Origin of the sequence: Gordonibacter urolithinfaciens (assembly GCF_900199375.1) — a bacterium.
Lineage (GTDB): Bacteria > Actinomycetota > Coriobacteriia > Coriobacteriales > Eggerthellaceae > Gordonibacter > Gordonibacter urolithinfaciens.
Window position 1 is genome coordinate 2,341,420 of the sequence record NZ_LT900217.1, and the last position, 20,240, is coordinate 2,361,659.

At 68.4% G+C, this 20,240-nt stretch carries 15 protein-coding genes; 10 read left to right on the forward strand and 5 right to left on the reverse strand.

Annotated elements, in window-relative coordinates:
* The first annotated feature begins 99 nt into the window (after window positions 1-99).
* Window positions 100-1,857 (forward strand): polyphosphate--AMP phosphotransferase, encoded by a 1,758-nt coding sequence (locus BN3560_RS10070; protein ID WP_096227940.1) that lies wholly within the window; start codon window positions 100-102, stop codon window positions 1,855-1,857.
* 7 nt (window positions 1,858-1,864) lie between these two features.
* On the opposite strand, the gene BN3560_RS14740 is transcribed toward BN3560_RS10070, so the two are convergent.
* Window positions 1,865-2,548 carry a hypothetical protein gene (locus tag BN3560_RS14740; protein ID WP_231897383.1) on the reverse strand — a complete coding sequence of 228 codons (684 nt, stop codon included), beginning with the start codon at window positions 2,546-2,548 and terminating at the stop codon, window positions 1,865-1,867.
* Between the two features lie 156 nt (window positions 2,549-2,704).
* On the opposite strand from BN3560_RS14740, the gene BN3560_RS14745 reads away from it, so the two are divergent.
* The 6 genes from BN3560_RS14745 to purH all read left to right on the forward strand — a co-directional run bounded on the left by BN3560_RS14745 (window position 2,705) and on the right by purH (window position 9,959).
* Window positions 2,705-3,526, forward strand: coding sequence for a class B sortase (locus tag BN3560_RS14745; protein WP_227115162.1), 822 nt, complete (start codon window positions 2,705-2,707; stop codon window positions 3,524-3,526).
* Window positions 3,523-5,001, forward strand: a complete 1,479-nt coding sequence (purF, locus tag BN3560_RS10080; RefSeq protein ID WP_096227942.1) for an amidophosphoribosyltransferase — start codon at window positions 3,523-3,525, stop codon at window positions 4,999-5,001. Before BN3560_RS14745 ends, purF begins: the two co-directional genes overlap by 4 nt.
* A gap of 29 nt (window positions 5,002-5,030) precedes the next feature.
* Complete coding sequence (purM, locus tag BN3560_RS10085) at window positions 5,031-6,188, forward strand: phosphoribosylformylglycinamidine cyclo-ligase (protein WP_096227943.1); 1,158 nt, start codon at window positions 5,031-5,033, stop codon at window positions 6,186-6,188.
* A gap of 4 nt (window positions 6,189-6,192) precedes the next feature.
* A complete protein-coding gene (gene purN, locus BN3560_RS10090; RefSeq protein WP_096227944.1) occupies window positions 6,193-6,810 on the forward strand; it encodes a phosphoribosylglycinamide formyltransferase in 618 nt (205 codons plus the stop codon).
* Window positions 6,811-6,952: 142 nt separating this feature from the next.
* Entirely contained in the window at window positions 6,953-7,942 is a 990-nt protein-coding gene (locus tag BN3560_RS10095; protein WP_096227945.1) for an XdhC family protein, read from the forward strand.
* 442 nt (window positions 7,943-8,384) lie between these two features.
* Window positions 8,385-9,959 carry a bifunctional phosphoribosylaminoimidazolecarboxamide formyltransferase/IMP cyclohydrolase gene (purH, locus tag BN3560_RS10100; RefSeq protein ID WP_096227946.1) on the forward strand — a complete coding sequence of 525 codons (1,575 nt, stop codon included), beginning with the start codon at window positions 8,385-8,387 and terminating at the stop codon, window positions 9,957-9,959.
* Window positions 9,960-10,082: 123 nt separating this feature from the next.
* On the opposite strand, the gene BN3560_RS10105 is transcribed toward purH, so the two are convergent.
* Both BN3560_RS10105 and BN3560_RS10110 read right to left on the reverse strand, forming a co-directional pair.
* The gene (locus tag BN3560_RS10105) at window positions 10,083-11,594 is read right to left on the reverse strand and encodes an ATP-binding protein (protein ID WP_096227947.1); all 1,512 of its coding nucleotides are present in this window, start codon (window positions 11,592-11,594) and stop codon (window positions 10,083-10,085) included.
* 111 nt (window positions 11,595-11,705) lie between these two features.
* Window positions 11,706-13,256, reverse strand: a complete 1,551-nt coding sequence (locus BN3560_RS10110; RefSeq protein WP_096227948.1) for a vWA domain-containing protein — start codon at window positions 13,254-13,256, stop codon at window positions 11,706-11,708.
* Window positions 13,257-13,532: 276 nt separating this feature from the next.
* Here BN3560_RS10110 and BN3560_RS10115 point away from each other — a divergent pair, with 276 nt between their 5' ends.
* From BN3560_RS10115 to recN, 3 genes are all read left to right on the forward strand, one after another.
* Window positions 13,533-15,410 (forward strand): leucine-rich repeat domain-containing protein, encoded by a 1,878-nt coding sequence (locus tag BN3560_RS10115; RefSeq protein WP_227153958.1) that lies wholly within the window; start codon window positions 13,533-13,535, stop codon window positions 15,408-15,410.
* A 196-nt stretch (window positions 15,411-15,606) separates the two neighbouring features.
* Window positions 15,607-16,059 (forward strand): protease inhibitor I42 family protein, encoded by a 453-nt coding sequence (locus BN3560_RS10120; RefSeq protein ID WP_227115165.1) that lies wholly within the window; start codon window positions 15,607-15,609, stop codon window positions 16,057-16,059.
* Between the two features lie 123 nt (window positions 16,060-16,182).
* Entirely contained in the window at window positions 16,183-17,868 is a 1,686-nt protein-coding gene (gene recN / locus BN3560_RS10125) for a DNA repair protein RecN (protein ID WP_096227950.1), read from the forward strand.
* Between the two features lie 22 nt (window positions 17,869-17,890).
* On the opposite strand, the gene BN3560_RS10130 is transcribed toward recN, so the two are convergent.
* On the reverse strand, window positions 17,891-19,375 hold the full coding sequence (locus BN3560_RS10130; RefSeq protein ID WP_096227951.1) for an MFS transporter: 1,485 nt from the start codon (window positions 19,373-19,375) through the stop codon (window positions 17,891-17,893).
* A 303-nt stretch (window positions 19,376-19,678) separates the two neighbouring features.
* Complete coding sequence (locus tag BN3560_RS10135) at window positions 19,679-20,206, reverse strand: PadR family transcriptional regulator (protein ID WP_096227952.1); 528 nt, start codon at window positions 20,204-20,206, stop codon at window positions 19,679-19,681.
* Window positions 20,207-20,240: the final 34 nt, after the last annotated feature.

Consider the following 20,240-nt stretch of genomic DNA (forward strand, 5'->3'; position numbering starts at 1 on the left):
TCGGGCGCCCGGAACCCCGTTTCCCCTTCCTGTTCAAGCTGCCGGACCCGTCCGCGGCCTGTGCTATGATGGGCGCACCGTTTCGGGAAAGGATGCCCTATGCTCGAGTCAGTCGACCTCTCACGTCCCCCGCTGCCCAAAGAGGAGTACAAGCCGCGTCGCGACGCGCTCATGGAGGAGCTCGTGGTGCTGCAGCAGGAAGCGGTGAAGAAGGGCGTGGGGCTGGTGGTGCTGTTCGAGGGCTGGAACGGCGCCGGCAAGGGCAGCCGCATCTCCGACCTCATGTACAACCTGGACGCGCGCGCCACGAGCGTCTACGTCACCGAGGACCTGGACGTGGAGGCCGCCCGCGCCTTCGCGGGGGCCGACCAGGGGGTGACGGGCTTCTTCCCGGTCATGCAGGAGTTCTGGCGCGCGCTCGGCCCGCGCGGCGCCATGACGTTCTACGACCGCGGCTGGTACACGGCCGCCACGCAGCACCTGCTGTACACGGAGTTCGGCGCGCTCTCGCTGGGCGGGTCGGACGGCGGCGCCGGCAAGGACGGGAAGAAGGCCGGCAAGAAGGCTGTCGCCGCCGTGGAGCGGGCGCGCGACGAGCGGCACATCGACCTCTTGCACCGCTACCTCACCTCCGCTGCCGACTTCGAGCAGCAGCTCGTGGACGACGGCTACGTGGTGGTGAAGTTCTTCGTGCACGTGGGCCAGGACGCGCAGAAGAAGCGTCTCGAGCGCCTGCACGACGACCCGGCCACGCGCTGGCGCGTGAGCAAGGAGAAGCTGGCCAGCGTGCGCAACTACGCGCAGGCGTATCGACTCTACGACCATCTGCTGGAGGGGAGCAACTTCTCGTACGCGCCGTGGCACCTGGTGAACGGCGAGGACAAGCGCGCGGCGAACCTCGCCATAGCCGAGACGCTCGTGGAGGCCGTGAAGGGCGCGCTCGCCGCCCAGCCCGATCCTGCCGTGGCCGAGGCGGCCGCGAAGGCGCAGGCGAACTCGGCCGGCCTTTTGGGCGAGGCGCCGGCTGGCGAGCGCACGTTAGAGCAGGAGCAGGCCGTGCGCGCCGCCGCCGAGCAGGAGGCTGCCGAGGCCTCGGCACGCGCCCCCCGCGTCTCGCGCTTCGTCATCGTGGACGACTATCCCGCCCTCGATGCGGTGGACCACTCACTGGTGCTGGCGCCCGACGACTACAAACGCCAGATCAAAACCGAGCAGGAGCGTTTGAACAAGCTGGAGATGGAGATGTACCAGAAGCGCATCCCCCTCATGGTCATGTACGAGGGCTGGGACGCGGCGGGCAAGGGCGGCAACATCAAGCGCGTGGCCCAGGCGCTCGACGCCCGCGCCTACACCGTGTTCCCGAGCCCGGCACCCACGAAGCCGGAGCTTTTGCATCCGCACCTGTGGCGCTACTGGACGCGCCTGCCCAAGGCCGGCCACGTGGGCATCTACGACCGCAGCTGGTACGGCCGCGTGCTCGTGGAGCGCGTCGAGGGGTTCGCCACGCCTTCCGAGTGGGGCCGTGCCTACGACGAGATCAACGAGTTCGAGCGCGAGCTGGTGCGCTGGGGCGCCATCCTGCTGAAGTTCTGGGTCGATGTGAGCCCGGAGGAGCAGCTGCGCCGCTTCCGCGACCGCGAGCAGGATCCGGCGAAGCAGTGGAAGATCACCGACGAGGACTGGCGCAACCGCGACAAGTACCCCCAGTACAAAGCGGCTATCGAGGACATGTTCCGCCTGACGTCCACGCCTTTCGCGCCCTGGATGGTGCTGGAGAGCGACGACAAGCGCCATGCTCGCGTCAAGGCCCTCAAAATAATCAACGATGCGCTCGAAGCGCGCTTGCGCGAAAAGTGAGATAGCGCTACCATGAGCAGATAATCGGAATCGAACCGCGTGCTTCGGCGCGCTTGGACAAAGGGGTAGCCACCATGGTGGAACTTTTCGGAATGCAGATTCCCATGTGGGCGATTTGGGTAATCGTGGCCATCATCGTTCTTATCATCGTCGTCTTCATCGCCAAGGGCTTCATCGACGAGATGAAGAAGAAGTAGATCTGCTGGAACTGCCGCTTCGTGAAATATGAGCGTTTTCGAGGCATCGCGCCCCCATTCCGGGGGCGTTTGCTTATTATGGTAACGGTCTGGAAACGGCGGGTGAGGATCCGCGCGTAGCCCGGCATTCGTCCATCCGAAAGGGAGCTATGGCCGAGTATCGACAATACCCCGACCCGACGCCGCGCGGTCGCCACGCGCAGCGCGGCTCCGCGCAGCCTGATGAGCGGGCCCCCCGGCACGCCGCCCGCCAGCAGCAACCGCAGCAGCCTTCGCAACCTCAACCGCAACTGCAGCAGCCGCGGCGCCAGGCCCGGACCGAAGCACGCCAGGCGGGGCAGGCGCAGCAACGCGTTCCCCAGCAGCGCCAGGCGGGCTCCCCGCAGGCAACTCGCCCGCAGGCGGCCCAGCGTCCGGCGGCGCGGCAGCACGCCGCGCAGCAACGGCAGGCGGCCCCCCAAGGACGCCTGCAACAGCAAGGTCGGCAGGGCCATAACCCGCCCCAGCAGGGAACCCGCTCGCAGGGCTTCCGTCCTGTCCAGGCGGGGCATGCGGCTCCGGCCGCGTACTGCGCGGATGCCGCCGACGGCGGTCGTGGCGGCAAGGGCAAGGGCCGCGGCGGCGCGAGGAAGGGCGGCCCCTGGCGCATCGTGTTCTGGGTCGCGCTCGTGGTGTTCGTGGTCGCGCTTGCGGCTCTCGGCGCCATCGGTTACAGCTACTGGCAGGGGCAGAACGCCTACGACTCCGTGGCGGAAGAAGTGTTCATGGCGCCGGAGGACATCGAGGGCACGGCGCTTTCCGACCTCACGGTGGACTGGGACCGTCTCCTGGCCATCAACCCCGATACCGTGGGATGGGTCTACATCCCCGGCACCGCGGTGAACTACCCCATCGTTCACACGACCGACGACGAGAAGTACCTCGCCACCGACTTCAACGGCCAGCAAACATGGGGCGCCACGTACGGCTCCATCTTCCTGTCGGCGGCGAACGCGGCCGACTTCTCCGACGCGAACAACATCGTGTATGGGCACCATCTGAACAACGGCTCCATGTTCGCCGCCATCGCGGATTTCGAGAATCCGGACCAGTTCAACGCCCACCGCACGGCCTATATCCTCACCCCGCAGGGCAACTTCAAACTGCGGTCGCTCTCGCTCGTCCATGTGGCGGCCGACGATCCGCTGGCCCAGACGGCGTTCGCGACCGGCGAGGAGCTGGCCTCCTACATCCAGGACAAGGTCGACCGCTCGGTCGTGGCGGTTTCCGACGCGCCGGCAGCGGCGGACATCGCGCACCTGTTCGCGTTCGCCACCTGCGATAATCTCCCGAGCGACGGGCGCTACGTGCTGTTCTCGTACCTCGAGGAGAGCACGGTGGCAAACGTCGCGGCCGTAGGCGGCGCCGATGCCGCCGTCGACCCGGAGGCCGCTGCCGCCGTGGGCGGCGCGTCGAAGGAGGTCGCCGCGTGAGCACGTCCGTGCTTCCCGGGGAACGTCCTGACCGTCTGGAGGAGGAGTGCGCCGTGTTCGGCGTGTTCGCCCCCGGCGAGGATGTGGCCCGCATGGTCTGCTTCGGGCTGCAGGCGTTGCAGCACCGCGGCCAGGAGAGCGCCGGCATTGCCGTGGGCGACGGCGAGACCGTGGTGGCGGCGAAGGATCTGGGCCTGGTGACGCAGGTGTTCGACGAGGCTACCCTCGCGGCGCTCGAGGGCTTCGTGGCCGTGGGGCATGCCCGTTACTCCACGAGCGGCGGTGCCGCGTCGTGGGAGGCTGCCCAGCCGCACATCTCGGCCATCGACGACGTGCTCATCGCGCTGGCGCACAACGGCACGCTCGTGAACACGAGCCGCCTGCGCGCCCGCCTCGTGGACGAGGGCGTGCAGTTCCGCTCGAACACCGACAGCGAGGTGGCCGCGAAGGCCATCGGCCAGGTGACGCAGGCCACGCACCATCTTCGCAGCGGCATCCGCCGCGCCATGGAGGACCTGTCGGGCGCCTACGCCATGGTGCTGGCCAGCCCCGACTCGCTCTACGCGTTCCGCGACCCGAACGGCATCCGCCCGCTGTGCATCGGCGAGCTGCCGGGCGGACGCGGCTGGGTGGTGTCCAGCGAGACGTGCGGGCTGGACATCGTGGGCGCGCGCTACGTGCGCGACGTCGCCCCGGGCGAGATCGTGCGTTTCAACGATGACGGCATGCACGCCGAGCAGGGCGTTCCCGCAGGCAGGCAGGCCGCGTGCATCTTCGAGTACGTGTACTTCGCCCGCCCCGACAGCGTGATCGACGGGCAGAGCGTGTACCAGGCCCGCCGCAGCATGGGGCGCATCCTGGCGCAGGAGGCGCCCGTGGAGGCCGACCTCGTGCTGGGCGTGCCCGACTCGGGCGTGCCGCCGGCGCTCGGGTTCGCGGCCGAGAGCGGCATCCCGTATGCCGACGGCATCGTGAAGAACCGCTACGTGGGCCGCACGTTCATCGAGCCCACCCAGGCCATGCGGCAGCTGGGCATTCGCCTGAAGCTGAACCCGCTGCGCTCGGTGATCGAGGGGCAGCGCCTCGTGGTCATCGACGACAGCATCGTGCGCGGCAACACTTCCAAGAAGCTCGTGCAGATGCTGCGCGACGCGGGCGCGGCCGAGGTGCACCTGCGCATCGTGAGCCCGGAGGTCAGGTGGCCGTGCTTCTACGGCATCGACACCGACACGCGCGACCAGCTTATCGCGGCGAACATGACGCTTGACGAGATGAACGCGTGGATCGGCTCGGACTCGCTGGCGTTCATCTCGCTCGCGGGCCTGCGCGCCGCCGTGCCCGATGCGCGGTGCCAGGGCTTCTGCGATGCCTGCTTCACGGGCGATTACCCGGTGGAGATTCCCTCCTCCGTGGCGAAGAAGAGCTTCATGACGAAGAAGGATTTCGAGGACATTTACGCCGAAGGCGACCAGTAGGGGACCACGATCAAGCAAGGAGCGTTACCATGACCGAGAGAATAACCGTGAGCGCCGCCGGATCCGACGACGCCCCCGCGATGCCCAGCTGGATGGACGAGGAGGCCACGACCTACGCGCAGGCGGGCGTGGACACGGCCGAGGGCGCGCGTGCCGTGGACGCCATCAAGGGCGTTGTGCACGACACGTACCGGCCCGAGGTGGTGGGCGACATCGGCGGTTTCGGCGGGCTGTTCTCCATCGCGGCGGCCAAGGACATGGACGACCCGCTGCTGGTGAGCGGAACCGACGGCGTGGGCACGAAGCTCAAGGTGGCCCAGCTGGCCGGCAAGCATGACACGGTGGGCATCGACCTCGTGGCCATGTGCGCGAACGACATACTGGCCACGGGCGCCGAGCCGCTGTTCTTCCTCGATTATGTGGCCATCGGCAAGCTCAAGGCCGAGAATGTGGCCGAGATCGTGGCGGGCATCGGCGAGGGCTGCAAGCAGGCCGGCTGCGCGCTCATCGGCGGCGAGATGGCCGAGCACCCCGGCGTCATGGATCCGGACGACTACGACCTGTCCGGTTTCTGCGTGGGCGTGGTCGACCGCGCGAAGATGCTCGATCCGGCGGCTGTTCGCGAGGGCGACGTGCTGATAGGCCTCGCGTCGAGCGGCCTGCACTCCAACGGCTACTCGCTGGCCCGCAAGGTATGCGTAGAGGGCAAGACCCACTACGAGCTGCGCATCGAGCGCGAGGAGCTGGACGGCGCGAGCCTGCAGGATGCCCTGCTCACGCCCACGCGCATCTACGTGAAGCCCGTGCGTGCCGTGTTGGACGCATGCCCCGGCGCCGTGCGTGCGCTCGCGCACATCACGGGCGGCGGCATCTCCGAGAACCTGGACCGCGCGCTGTCGAAGAGCGTGGACGCCGAGGTGGACCTGGGTACCTGGCCCGTGCCGCCCATCGCGAGGTTCGTATGCGGCGCCGCGCACCTCGACGAGGCGGAGGCGCTGAAGACGTTCAACATGGGCCTGGGCATGGTCTTGATCGTCGATCCCGAGCGCGCCGGCGAGGTGGAGGCCGCCCTGGCCGAGGCTGGCGAGGCCACGTACCGCGTGGGCCGCATCGTGGCCGGCGAAGGCGAGGTCCGCTACGCGAACGACGGCGAGCTCTACGGGTACGACGCCGGCGCGGAGGCGTAGGGTCATGGCCGAACCGCTTAAAATCGGGGTGCTGCTCTCCGGGAGCGGCACGAACCTGCAGGCCATCATCGACGCGGCGGGCGAGGGGCTGCCGGTGGAGATCGTGCGGGTGGTGTCGTCGCGACCGGACGCATACGGCATTGAGCGCGCGAAGGCGGCAGGCATCCCCGTGACTGTCCTCAACCGCGATGCGTACGCCGACCCGGAGGCGGCCGATGCGTGCATCGTGGCTGAACTGCGCGAGGCGGGGGCGGAATACGTGGTCATGGCGGGCTACATGCGCAAGGTGACGCCGGTCATGCTCGACGCGTTCCCCGACCGCGTGCTCAACCTGCATCCGGCGCTGCTGCCGTCCTTCAAGGGCGCACATGCCATCGCCGACGCGTTCGGCGCGGGCGTGAAGGTGACGGGTATCACCGTGCACTTCGCCAACGAGGACTACGACAAGGGCCCTATCGTGGCGCAGCGTGCCGTGGAGGTGCGCGAGGACGACACGCTGGAGGCGCTCGAGGCGCGCATCCATGAGGCCGAGCACGCGCTGTACCCCGAGGTGCTGCGCCTCGTGGCCGAGGGCCGCGTGAGCGTGGGCGAGGATCGCAAAGTGCATATCGCCCCTGCCTGACGTTCGCTTTCCCGGTCCGGTCGTGCGAAAGGCGCGCCTGACGTGCAGGGCCCCTCTTTCGGCGCGCGGGGAGGGGCGTGCGTATTCGGCCGTGTCCAGCGCGCAGCTCGCAACTGCTTGTCGACCGTAAGGAGCCCTGCCCATGAACAAGGAAACGCTGCAAAGCATCGTCGACGACCTGATGGCGGGGCGTACGCCCCGGCTCTCGCCCGAGGATTTCCCCTGCTTCTCGCCCGAGGCCCTCGAGGGCAACCAGCATGTGGATCCATCGTACCTTGACGTGGTCGCCGCGAGCTTGACTGCGGCCGACGTCCCCACGTTCGAGCGTGCCCTACGGGCGATGGACGAGGGCGACCTCGCCTGGCTCGGCTTCAAGGTGGTCTACGACGCCGCCGAGGCGCAGCGCAACACCGACAACGAGGTGACGAAGAAGTACGGCGACGCGGGCTCCGCCGACGGCGAGCCGCTCGTGTTCTTCTGCAACGACGCCAAGGGGATCGCAGCCTCGCGGCCGTTCAGCCCGCGCGACACGTTCCAGATGAAGGACGCCACGCGCGGCCCCTCGATGCACAACGAGCAGTTCGAAGGCCTCACCTGGCTCTCCGTGCCGTTGTTCGACCAGGTGCAGGTGTGGCTGCTGGGTGCGTCGGACGCCGCGAGCGAGGTGGCGGCGCTCGCCGACCACGTGGGCTTCGCCGTGACCGCGGTGGACTACGACGAGGCGTATCTGAACGAGGCGCGCTTCCCCCGCGCCCGGCGAATCGTGCTGCCCGGCGGCAACTTCGACGCGCTCGGCGAGCTGGACTGCGCGCCCGAGGATTACGTGTGCGTGCTCACGCGCGGCCACATGTTCGACCCTGAAGGTTGCGTGTGGGCCACCGGGCATCATGCGCACTACGTGGGCATGATGGGCTGCGCCGGCAAGAACGACCGCGTGCACGAGCTGGTGCTGGCGGCCGGCGCCACCGAGGAGGATTGGGCGCGCGTCAAGCGCCCCATCGGCTTGAAGTTCGGCGCGAAGACGCCTGCCGAGCTGGCCATCGCCATCGTCGCCGAGCTCGTGGACGTGCGCTACCGACAGCGGTACAGCGACGAGGCGCGCGAGCGCCACGAGAAGAGTCTGGGCCGCTGAGGCTCGCCTTCTCCAGATGCGGTGCGCTCGGGAGGCTGCCGCTCGCCCCGAGCGCGCGAACAATCCTGTTTCGTGGCAGAAATCGACGTTAGTTGATCATCTGCGGGCGCCTTCGTTAGCTGGTGACGAAGGCGCCCGTCTGTTTCGCCTGGTCATCATCGAGTGTCTTTTCGCACCCGTCCGATGGCCCTGTTTCGATGATCAACTATCGTCGATTTCTGCCACGAGAGGGCGGTTCTCGCGCGCGGAGAGACGCTCGCGACGGACGGAGGCGCGCGCCGCTCCAAGGCTCCGCGTTCGCCGCGCCGCCTCCGTGCGTTTTGGCTGCTTCTGGCGATGCTGTGCGCGTAGGGCGCCGTTCGGCTGCTATCATTGTTGCCGTATCGTTGCCGCCGGACCTGCGGAGAGGCGGCACCACCCAACAGAAAGGATGTAAGACCATATGAGCGATCCTAAGATCAAGCGCGTGCTCGTGTCCGTGACGGACAAGACGGGCGTCGCGGACTTCGCCCGCGCGCTCGTGGACGAGTTCGGGGCGGAGATCATCTCCACCGGCGGCACGGCCCGCGCCCTCAAGGACGCCGGCGTGCCGGTCACGCCCATCGACGACGTGACGCAGTTCCCCGAGATGATGGACGGCCGCGTGAAGACGCTGCACCCGCGCGTGCACGGCGGCCTGCTGGCCAAGCGCGACAACGAGGCCCACATGGCCCAGGCGGCCGAGCACGGCATCGAGATGATCGACATGGTGGTGGTGAACCTCTACGCCTTCGAGAAGACGGTGGCCGGCGGGGCCGACTTCGGCACCTGCATCGAGAACATCGACATCGGCGGCCCGTCCATGCTGCGCTCCGCCGCGAAGAACTTCGAGAGCGTGGCCGTGGTCACGCGCCCCGAGAGCTACGACGCCATCCTGGCCGAGATGCGTGCCAACGGCGGCGCCACGACGCGCGACACGCGCGCCAAGCTCGCGCTCGACGTGTTCCAGACCACGGCGGCCTACGACGGCGCCATCGCCGCGTGGATGGGCGCCCAGCTGGAGGGCGAGGGCGACGCGAAGTTCCCGGCCGAACGCTGCCTGCGCCTGCAGAAGGTGCAGGACCTGCGCTACGGCGAGAACCCGCATCAGGGCGCCGCGTTCTACCGCCGCGACGGCTACGCGAACGCCGAGCACTCGCTCGCGCATGCCAAGCAGCACCAGGGCAAGGAGCTGTCGTACAACAACTACCTCGACCTCGACGCCGCCTGGACGGCCGTGCGTGAGTTCGACGGGCCGGCCTGCGTCATCGTGAAGCACCTCACGCCCTGCGGCGTGTGCCAGGACGACGACCTCGTGGCCGCCTACCAGCGCGCGCACGCGTGCGACCCGGTGAGCGCCTACGGCGGCGTCATGGCGTTCAACCGCCCCGTGACGAGCGACATCGTGGTGGCCATCTTCGACAACAAGCAGTTCGTGGAGGCCATCATCGCGCCCGAGTTCGCGGGCGACGCGCTGGACATGTACAGCGCCAAGAAGAACGCGCGCCTGCTGTCCACGGGCGGCGTGAACCCGGCCGGCGGGGAAGTGGAGTACCGTGCCGTGGAGGGCGGCCTACTCTGCCAGGACTCCGATGCCGTGGCGGAGGATCCCGCGACGTTCACGGTGCCCACGAAGCGCCAGCCCACCGAGGACGAGCTCGCCGAGCTCTTGTTCGCGTGGAAGGTGTGCAAGTCCGTCAAGTCCAACGCCATCGCCATCACGAAGGATCACGCCACCATCGGCGTGGGCGGCGGCCAGCCGAACCGCGTGAACTCCGCGCGCATCGCCGTGGAGCAGGCGGGCGACGCCGCGCAGGGCGCCGTGGCGGCGTCCGACGCGTTCTTCCCGTTCCGCGACGGCCTCGACGCGCTGGCTGAAGCCGGCGTCACGGCCGTCATCGAGCCGGGCGGCTCCATCCGCGACGAGGAAGTGATCGCCGCCGCCGACGAGCACGGCATCGCCCTCGTGTTCACCGGGCATCGCCACTTCCGGCACTAGCGCCTTTTCATGCGGCCTCCCGGCCGTCGAAACGCTCGAAAACGAAGGGACGCCCGCAAGGACGTCCCTTTTCGATGGGTGAGGAAGGCGCCTCGTCGCGCGATGGCGGCCGGCCGCCGGGTGCTACTCGTCTTCCGTCAAATCCAAACGGTTGATGCGGTCGATCAGATCGGAGCCGCGCTCGTAGAACAGCAGGTCCTCGTTGTGGGCGAAGTAGCGCTCGCAGCCGTGGTCGTTGATGAAGGACATGCCGTAGCGGTTGACGGACAGGTCGGTGACGAGCAACAGCATCTCCTGGCCGCCGCCGAACGCGTCCTCGACGAACCGGAAAGCGCTGTCGAGCGCGCTCGAGGTGTCTGCGATGCGCGCGTCGAGCGCGTTGACCTGCTCGGCGAACAGCTCCTTGACGCGCGAGAACGGCACGCCGCCGCCCGCCGCGTCGCAGCGCAGCGCGCGGTCGACCAGCGCGAGCGTGCGCTCGTACGCCACGTACTTCTCGTCCGACAGCAGCCCCGCCTTGCGCTCGGTGGTCAGCCGCGCTTGCAGCGAGGCGGCTTCCTCGCGCAGCAGGGGCAGCGCGTTCGCGTCGTCGCCTTCGAGGTCATCGCGCAGCGCGGCAAGCCTGCCGTGCATGAACTCCACGGCGCGCTCCTCCAGCACGGCGTCGCGCAGGCGGCTGCCGAGGGCGTCGGTGATGAGGCCCATGAGCGAGACGCGCTCGTCGAAGGCGGCCTCGCGGGCGCGGTCGAGCACGCCCGGCTCGGCCTCGCCGGCCAGGATGCGGTCGATCTGGTAGTCGGCGCGGTACTTCGTGAACAGGTCGTAGTACACGCTGAAGCGTTTCGCGATTTCGGCGTTCTGCACGTATTGGCCGATCAGCAGCTCGTCAACGGGGATGCCCCGTTCCTCGTACAGCTTCATCATGGCCGACAGGTCGTCCCAGCCGCGCGCGGTGACGAACGACTTGCCGTCCACGGTGGTCTCCACGCGGTAGAAGTGGTCGCGTTCGATGTCGAGGTAGGTGAGCACGGCGGGATGCACGCCTGTCTCCACGGCGAAGTCGCGCCAGGCGGCGAAGTCGGGCTCCACGTCGATGCGCTTGAGGCGGTCCCATGTGGCGATGTCGAAATCGTGCGCCGTGCGGTTGTACTCGGGCGGGTTGCCGGCCGTCACCACGATCCAGCCGTCCGGCACGCGATGGCGTCCGAAGATCTTGTACTGCAAAAACTGCAGCATCGCGGGCGTCAGCGTTTCCGACACGCAGTTGATCTCGTCGAGGAACAGGATGCCTTCGCGCTTGCCGGTGGCCTCCATGGAATCGTACACGGCGGCGATGATCTCGCTCATCGTGTACTCGGACACGTCGTACTCCACGCCGTCGTAGGTCTTCTTCGCGATGAAGGGCAGGCCGAGCGCGCTTTGGCGCGTGTGGTGCGTCATCGAGTACGACACGAACCCCACGTCGAGATCCTGCGCGATCTGCTCCATGATGGCCGTCTTGCCGATGCCGGGCGCGCCCAGCAGGAACACGGGGCGCTGTCGCTCGGTGGGGAGGCGGTAGTTGCCGAACTCGTCCTTCGAGAAGTAGGCGACCATCGCGTTTTTGATCTGCTGCTTGGCTTGCTGGATGTCCATGGTTCCTCTTCTCGTTCGCGGTTCGGGGGCTTTCGTAGGGCAAGGGCTCTGCCCTTGCCGCTGGACCTGCATTGATCGTTCCGGCTGGGCGGCAAGGGCAGAGCCCTTGCCCTACGGGGCTCCCGGGGACGCTTCTTCCATCATGACGGTTTCGTCGAGCTCCACCTTCATGGCCCACGCGGGAACGTGCGGGCTGGCGGCGGCGGATGCGTCGTCGACGAAGACGAACGCGGTATCGTAGTCGGGTTTGCGGGCCGGGTAAGTGCCCTGGCCGTCGGTGAAGTAGATGAGGCCGCCCAGGTTCGTGAGGTCGCCGCGCTCCACGGCGTCGTCGACGTAGGCGAACACGGGGCGGAAGTCGGTGCCACCCAGCCCCTTGATCTCGAGATCGTCCAGGTAGTCGTCCAGATCGCGCAGGTTCGCGATGCGGGCGACGTCCGTGACGGCGGCGTCGCACTGCACGATGAGCACGTTCATGTCGGCGAAGAAGCTCGTTTCCTGCTCGAGGATGGCGTACGTCTTCTCGATGAAGCGGCGCACGAGCCCGTCCTTCGTCGATGCCGAGGTGTCGATGGCGATGACGAAGTCGCGGATGCGCTTCTCCTCCACGTACTCGAGCGGCTCGATGAGCGGCAGGTTTCCGTAGCGCTCCAAGCCGTAGCAGTAGTAGACGTAGTCGAACTCGTCGTCGTTCACGCGGATCTGCTCAGCGCAGCGGGCGAACTTGCGCAGGAATTCGCGGTAGTCCTGCTTCTCGCGCGTGACCGCGCGCAGGTTCATGGCGAGGTTCGCGCCTTTGACGCCCCAGAGCTTGGCGTAGGCGTCCAGCTGCACGCCCATCTCGAGCGCGGCGTTCTTCCATTGCTCGCGCGAGCGGTCGAGGTTCACGGTGTCGGCGAACCGCTCGCCCACGGAGGGCTTGGCGTTCTCGGGCGCTTCCTTCTGCGTTATGTCGTCCGGGTCCATGCCGCGGTGCGAGGCGTGGCTGCGCTTGGCGCTGGCGGCGTCCGGCGGCAGCTCGGCGTCGGTGCCGCTCTCGGCGGGCCCGGATGCGGGCGCCGTGGACGAGCCGTCCTCCTGCTCCTCGGCGCGCCGACCCTCCTCGGTGACGTCGCCCTCGCCCTCGGCGGCCATCAGGCGGTACCAGGGATCGTGGTCGTCCACGTAGAAGGGAGCGCGCAGCTCGGCCAGCTCGGAGGCGTCCAGGCCCTCGTCCTGCAAGTAGCGGTACACCGTCTCGGCGGTGGCCAGCGGCAATGCCGCGTCGATGCGGGCGCGCGCGGCCTGCTGCCGCGCGGCGCGCGCGGTGCGGGTGGCGGGCAGGTCGAGCTCGGCGATGGTGCGCTCCGCGACGATGTCGCAGGCCGCGTCCCAGCGCGCTGCGTCGACATGCGGCCCGGGATAGAGGTGGAGGAACACGTTGTGCAGCACGATGTGAAGGTAGGCGCGGGTGAGCTCGGCCGGCTCGGCGGCGTAGAGGCGCGCGAGCGCGGCGGGATCGTAGCGGAGGCGCGCGCCGTCGGTGGCGAGCGTGGAGCCCGCGACGGGGAAGGGATGCAGGCGCGCGAACGCGGCGTTCATGAAGCGCAGGTTCACGAGCAGTGCGTTTTTCGCGAGGTCGAGGGCTTGGCGGGCAAGCGGCTCGGCAGCATCGGACGCCATGGGGCCTCCTTCGACGGGCGTTTCGTGCGGCGGCGGGCGGCATGCTCGTTGCCTGTGCGCGCGGCGCGCGTCGGCTTGACGCTTGCCATCGCCACCACGGGCAGTGTAGCATGGGGGAAGCGGGTGGTAAACTGCTACTAAAAAGGTACATTTGGGAGGTCGCACAATTCTATGACAGGGAATATGCTGGTATTTCACGATACGTCAACCGAATTGAACGAGCTCATTGAGCATGTGCGCAAAAATCCGCCCAACCTTTGCGCACAGGATGTCGACGTGGTCCGCGCCGCGCAGGCTGCAGAGGGCGAGGTGTGGTCCCCGCAGCTGCCGCCGTACCGGGCGTGGGCGTCGCGGGACGAGGCGGGTGCCGGGGGCCAGGGCCGGCAGGGCGCGGACGGCGACCTGCTGGTGGTGGGCGCGCTGGGCATGGGGTTGTCGGACGAGGAGCGCGAAAAGCTGCTCGCACATGCGGCGGAGCGGGGAGGCGCAGAGGAGCGCATCGGAAAGGACGGCGCAGCGCCCTTTCCGAGCGCGGGCCCGACGGCCCCTGCGCGCGAGCGCATGGGCGACGACCTGCGCGGGGCGCTGCGCGTGCGCCAGGATGCCGACGGGTACGCGCTCGTGGGATTCGACCTGCGCCGGCTCGCCGCGGCGGCGGGAAGCGACGACGGCCTGGTGGTCAGCTTGCCCGCGTTCGTGGACGGCGTGCCGGTGGTGCGCGTAACGGCCGAGGCGTTCACGCGCCGACTCGTGCAGGGCGTGGGCGTGCGTTTGCTCGCGATGCCCGACACGGTGCAGATCGTCGGCGCGAACGCGTTTCTGGCGCTGTCGGTGCAGCATATCCACGTGGGGGCGGGCGTGCGCATTCTGGGTGAGCAGCCGTGCGACCTCGCCGGCGTCTCGCCGCGCCTCAAACGTCGCGAGTATTCCGTCGATGCGCGCAACGGGCGGTTCTGCGCGCGGGATGGCAACCTGTTCGCCGATGGCGGGTCGACGCTGTTGTTTTTAGCCTCGCCGTACGACGAGCGCATCGAGCTTCCCGCTGGCGTCGAACGCATCGGCGCGGCCGCGTTCGCCGCCGGGTGCGAACCTCCTTCGGTGGTGTCGTGCCCGCCGACGCTTGCGCGCGTGGATGCGAAGGGCTGGGACGATGCCGTGTGGCTGTGCCCGCCCGAAGCGCTGGCGCATCGCCCGCTCGCCGCTCGCGGCGTGCGGCTGGCGGGTCCGCGAGCGGTGGAGCTTGACGGATGCTGGTACGACTTCGACGACGCTGGCGCGGTGCTGGTGGCCGGGCCGCCCGCGCCCACCTCGGTGTCCAAGCGGTTCGCGGCGGCCGCCGCCGTTCGCGCGGCGACGCTGCGCGGGCAGAGCGCGGTGGAACAGGCGCCGTCGCCGGGGCAGGTGGCGCACGTGGCCGCGCATTCCGCCGCACCGGAGGACGCGCTCGTGCTGCCGCGCTCGGTGGAAGGCCGCCCGCTCGTCCGCGTGGGCGTGCGCGCGCTGCCCTACGCTCCCGCATCGCTCGTGGTGGCCGATACCGTGCGCGTCGTCGAGCGCGACAACGCATGCCGCAACGCGAAGCGGCTCGTGCTTCCCGAGGGGCTCGAGGCTATCGGGCCCCACTGCTTCTGCTCGCGCATCCTCGAAGGGCCCGTGTCTATCCCGGCCAGCGTGCGCTCCATCGGAGAAGGCAGCTTCGAGTACGCGGTGTGCCGTCTCGAGCGCACGGGAACGATCGTGCACGTATCGGCCGATCAGCTGCTCACGTGCTTTCTGACGGACGCGGAGGACGGCGTGCCGTTCGACTACGGGCGCTACGACGAGCTGCTGCGCTCGGGGAAGAACCTGCCGGACAAGCTGGGCGCGGTGCTGCATCGGCTGACCGTGCCGTACCGCTTGGAGGACGCGACGCGCACGGCGCTCGTGGCGTATCTGCGCGATCACGAGCGTGAGGCTCAGAAGCGTGTGGCGCAGGAGGGCGACCGGGCGATGGTAGAGGCGCTCGTGCGGGACGGCTTCGTCGACGAGCGCACGTTCGACCGGCAGATCGAGCTGCTGCGCGCCTGCAACCGAACCGACTGCGTGCTCTACCTCATGGAGCAGCACCGCGCCCAGTCCAAGCCGACGAGCGTGAGGGAGCGGTTCGCGTTGTGAAATTGGTGCGGTATGGAAGGCATGCCTTTGGATTCGGCAAAAGCGCCGCGATGGCGTAAGCGCCGGCTTAGCAACTTTATCCACGATGGTCTACTATGTGTTGACAGCTCGATTGGCAAAGCGGCCCGGATGCGGTAGCAGGGCGTTGGAAGTGCGGCACGTGCCACATTCGGTCGGCGGAAAGCGGGGAGATGCGATGAAGATGAAGAGGTTCTTCAAGGTTGTCCTGGTCGGAGTGTGCATGGTTGCCTTGGCTGCGGCCGTCGCGGGTTGTACGGCGCCTGCCGCGGATTCGCAGGCGGGCGGCAAGGAGATCGACGTCTCGTTCGAGGGCGGCATGCTCTCATGTACGGGCGACACGATGACCGTGGCGCTCGATGCGAATGCCACCACCGGCTACGAGTGGGCCAGCTCGATCGAGGGCGAAGCCGTCAAGGCCGTCGGCGACGAGTACAAGGCCGAAACGAGCTCGGACGGCAAGGCGGGCGCCGGCGGCGTGCACACGTTCACCTACCAGGCCGAGGGCTCGGGCGAAGCGACCATCACGTTGAAGTACGCGCGCTCCTGGGAAGCCTCCGACGCCGACAAGACGGTGGTTGTCAAAACCGAGGTGAAGGACGGCGCGTTCGCGGAAGCCTCCGTGCAGTAAGTCTCCCGGCACGCTTCCTTGCGGCGGATGCGCGGTGCAGGGAAGCGTGGTTGTTTCGAGATGGCGTGCAACCGCTGCTATACTTGATAGTTCTAGGAACGATCGAGGTGTGAGGGGTGCGCGATGATCGATGAGATCCAGGTTGAGAACCTCGCGTTGATCCGCGAGGCGACGCTCGTGCCGGCGCGCGGGCTGACCGTGCTCACGGGCGAGACGGGCGCCGGCAAGACGGCGCTGCTCTCGGCGTTGAAGCTGCTCATGGGCGCGCGCGCCGACAAGGACGCCGTCCGCGACGGCGAAGATTCCCTCACCGTTTCGGGAAGATTCTACGGCATCGCCTCCGCCGACGGCTCCGAATCCGACGCTGCCCTGGCTGCGGGCGACTTCGACGAACTCCGGGAGCTCGTGGCCACCCGTCGCGTGACGTCGGACGGCCGCTCGCGCGTGTCCATCGACGGCCGCATGGCCAGCGTCGGCGAGCTCGCGCGCGCCGTGGCGTCCACCATCGACCTGTGCGGCCAGCACGAGCACCAGCAGCTCATGAAGACCTCCCAGCATGTGCGCATGCTCGACGCGTGGGCAGGCGAAGCGGTGGCGCAGGCGCACGCTGCGTATGAGGAAGCGTTCGCGACGGCGAACGAGGCTGCGGCCGAGCTGGCGCGCGTGCGCGAGGCGGGCGAGGCCTCCTCGGCCAAGCTCGACGAGGCGCGCTTCGTGCTGCAGCGCATCGACGCGGTGGATCCGCGCGAAGGCGAGTACGACGAGCTGCTCGAGGAGCTCGCGCGCGTCGAGCACGCCGAGACGCTGGTCGTGTCCGCGAATACGGCGCACGAGGCGCTTGCGGGCGAGCAAGGGGCCATCGACGCGCTGGGCAGCGCCATCTCGGCGCTCGACGGTGCGGCTCGCTACGACGCGAAGCTCGGCGAGTTCGCCGACGCGCTGCGCGAGGCGGGCTACGTGCTGGAGGACATGGCGCGCGAGACGCGCGACTACCGCGAGGGCGTGGAGTTCGATCCGGAGGCGCTCGCCCAGCAGCAGGAGCGCATGGCTTCGCTGCAAGGGCTTCTGCGCATGTACGGTCCGCGCATGGAGGACGTGCTCGAGCGTCGCGCCGAGGCGGCCGACCTTGTGTCGCTCGTGGACGACGCCGCCGAGCGCGAACGCGCGGCGCAGCAGGAGCTCGATCGGGCCGAAGAGGCGCTCGCGCAGGCGGCGGCCGTGCTGACCGAAGCGCGCGCCGAGGCCGCGCCGCGGTTCGCTGCGGCCGTGTGCGCGCAGATGGACCGCCTGGAAATGGGCGGTGCCGGGCTCGTGTGCGACCTTGCGCCGCTCGAGCGCGGCCAGTGGACGAAGGTGGGGCCGCAGGCGGTGGAGTTCCTGTTCCGCCCGGGTGCCGGGATGCAGGCGCGCCCGCTCGCGCGCATCGCGTCGGGCGGCGAGGTCAGCCGCGTCATGCTGGCGGTGAAGGTGGTGCTCGGCGAGGCGGACGAGGTGGACACGCTCGTGTTCGACGAGGTGGACGCGGGCGTGGGCGGCTCGACCGCCGTGGCCTTGGCCGACGTGCTCGCCGACCTTGCGCGCACGCACCAGGTGATCGTCGTCACGCACCTCGCGCAGGTGGCCGTCCGCGGCCAGGCTCACTACGTGGTGCAGAAGGCGGCGGGGGATGAGGGCGCCATGCCCGAGACCGATCTGCGCCAGCTGGACAGCGCCGAGCGACCCGCCGAGATCGCGCGCATGCTGTCGGGCGACGCCACCGAGACGTCGCTCGCCCACGCGCGCGAGCTGCTCGAGCGGGCCGCCGACTGACGCGTGCTCGTCGCCTCGCCCTCTACCAGCGACGCTCGATGAGCCGCGGAAGCGTGCCCGACAGCACGAGCCCGGCGATGCCCGCGCCGATGCAAAGCGCGAACACGGGCAGTGCCGCGCTTGCGAACGACGCGCCGGCAACCGCGCCGCATGCCGCCGATCCCACGGTGCCGCCCAGCCCGCGGAAGAACAGCGCGAGGGAGGTGACCTTGCCCATGTCGCGCGGCTCCACGGCGGTCTGAGCGGCGATGTTGGTCATGGGCATGTTCACGCCGATGCCGAATCCCAGCATCGCCGACGAGCACGCGAGCTGCACCATGCCGGTTGCAGGGCCCACGAGGCACAGCAGCAGCGCTCCGATGCCCAGCACGAGGAACCCGATACGGCTGATAGCGCGCATTCTCCCGTTCCTGCCGAACACCCGCCCCGCCAACGTGCTGCCCACCACGAGCGCCAGCGTCATGGGGATGGTAGCCAGCGCCGAGGCGGACGACGAGAGCCCCAACCCTTCCTGCACGAACCGCGGCACGAACATCACGCCGATTAGCAGGGCGAACTGCGAGCAGAACCCCATCGCCACCGCCCCGTTCACTTGCGCGCGGCGGAAGAGCCGAACCGGCACGATGGCGTGATCGCGGCGTCGTTCGACCAGCACGAGCACCGCGATCATGACGACGGCCGTCGCGAGAAGCCCGAAGAACGGCCCGGAGAACCACGAGAAGGCGCTGCCGGTCAGGCTGAACGCAAGCGTGAGCGGCACGATGGCAGTGGCTGAGCACACGGCGCCGGGCAGGTCGAACGACCGCTCTGCATGGGCTTGCTTCCCGGGAAGGAACCGCACTGCCAGCACGAGCGCCACGATGCTCAATGGCAGGTTGGCGAGGAATATCCAGTGCCAGCCAACCGTGTCGGCGATCAGCCCGCCGGCCAGCGGCCCCGTGATGGAGGCCAAGCCGTACATGGACGAGAGGATGCCCATGTACTTTCCGCGCACGCGCGGCTCGAACAGCTCGGCCATGGCGATGAACACGCCGGCCTCCACGAGCCCGCCTCCCACGCCCTGCACGGCGCGCCATGCCGTGAGCGCGTCGAGGCTGTTCGACAGCGCGCAACCGGCCGATGCGACGGCGAACACGCTGATGCCGCAGGCGAACACCCGCTTGTGGCCGAAGCGCGTCGCGCATGCGCCGCACAAGAGCGTCGCCAGCGTGCAGGTGAGCAGGTACGAGGTGAACGGCCAGGTGTAGTGGTCGAAGCTGCCCAGGCCCGCGGCGATCTTCGGCATGGCGGTGCTCACGATGGTAGCGTCGAGCGCGGCCATGAACAGGCTCAATGCCAGTCCTCCCAGCACGGCGGAGGTAGGGAAAGGCTTGCTCTCCGCCTGCGCCTGCCCGTTGCGCCGCGCTGCACCGGCCGCCGCGCCCTCGAGCGCCCTGTTGCGCGCGGCTGCGGCCGAAGTGCGCGTTCCCGCGTCGAGCGCCTGTTCTCTCAAGTTTTGCACGTCCATGATATCTCCTATCTACAATATTACTATCAATGATAGTTAGTGCCGAAAAAGAAACCGGTCAACCCGGTTCCTCAATTAGTTAGTGCATCAGAATGCCGTTTTTTTGGCGCATTGGCCTGTCGCCAACGGCCAGTCGAATCCATTGCCCTCTAAGCCCTCCCTGTTGCGCCTGTGGAAAGCCTTGCCGGTCCATAAGTCTCTTCGCAGGTACAAAAGCAAGATCACTGCTCAGATTTCAACGCAAGGGAGGGAGCATTCGGCGGTGCGATGTTTCACGTGAAACATCCGTTCGTGTTTTGCGCGTCAAGCATCGCCGTACAGACCCTTCTCGAACTGCTCGAGGTGTTTCGCCACCAGGCGGTACGTGTCGGCGCACAGCTCCATCGTCGCTCGCGCCTCGAGGCGCTCGTATGCGGGTATGAGCCCATCCACGCGCTCGGCCGTGCTTCGGTGCGTCTCGATGAGCTCGTCGATGAGGGCACGGCCGGTCTTCTGGTCCACGAGGCTGATGTTTGCCAAGACGGGCAGGAAGCCGAAGTCCACGCGCGCGGGCAGCGCGGCGGCCTCGTCCATGAGCTCGGCGAAGCGCTCGCGTCCTTTGTCCGTGATGGTGTACACCGTCTTCTCGGGCATCTCGCCCTCCTTGACGACGGTGCCGTCGGCGTAGCCTTCGTCGCACAGGCGGATGACGTTGCGGTACACCGACGGCGAGCTGATGCGTATCCAGCGGCGGACGTTGCGCTCTTCCAGCGTCTTGTCCATCTCGTACGCGCTCATCGGCCGCTCGATGAGCGCTCCCAGGATCATGATCTCGATCGAATGGCTGGCCATTTTTCTGGTTCCCTTCGGTTTTCGTTGGCAAGGA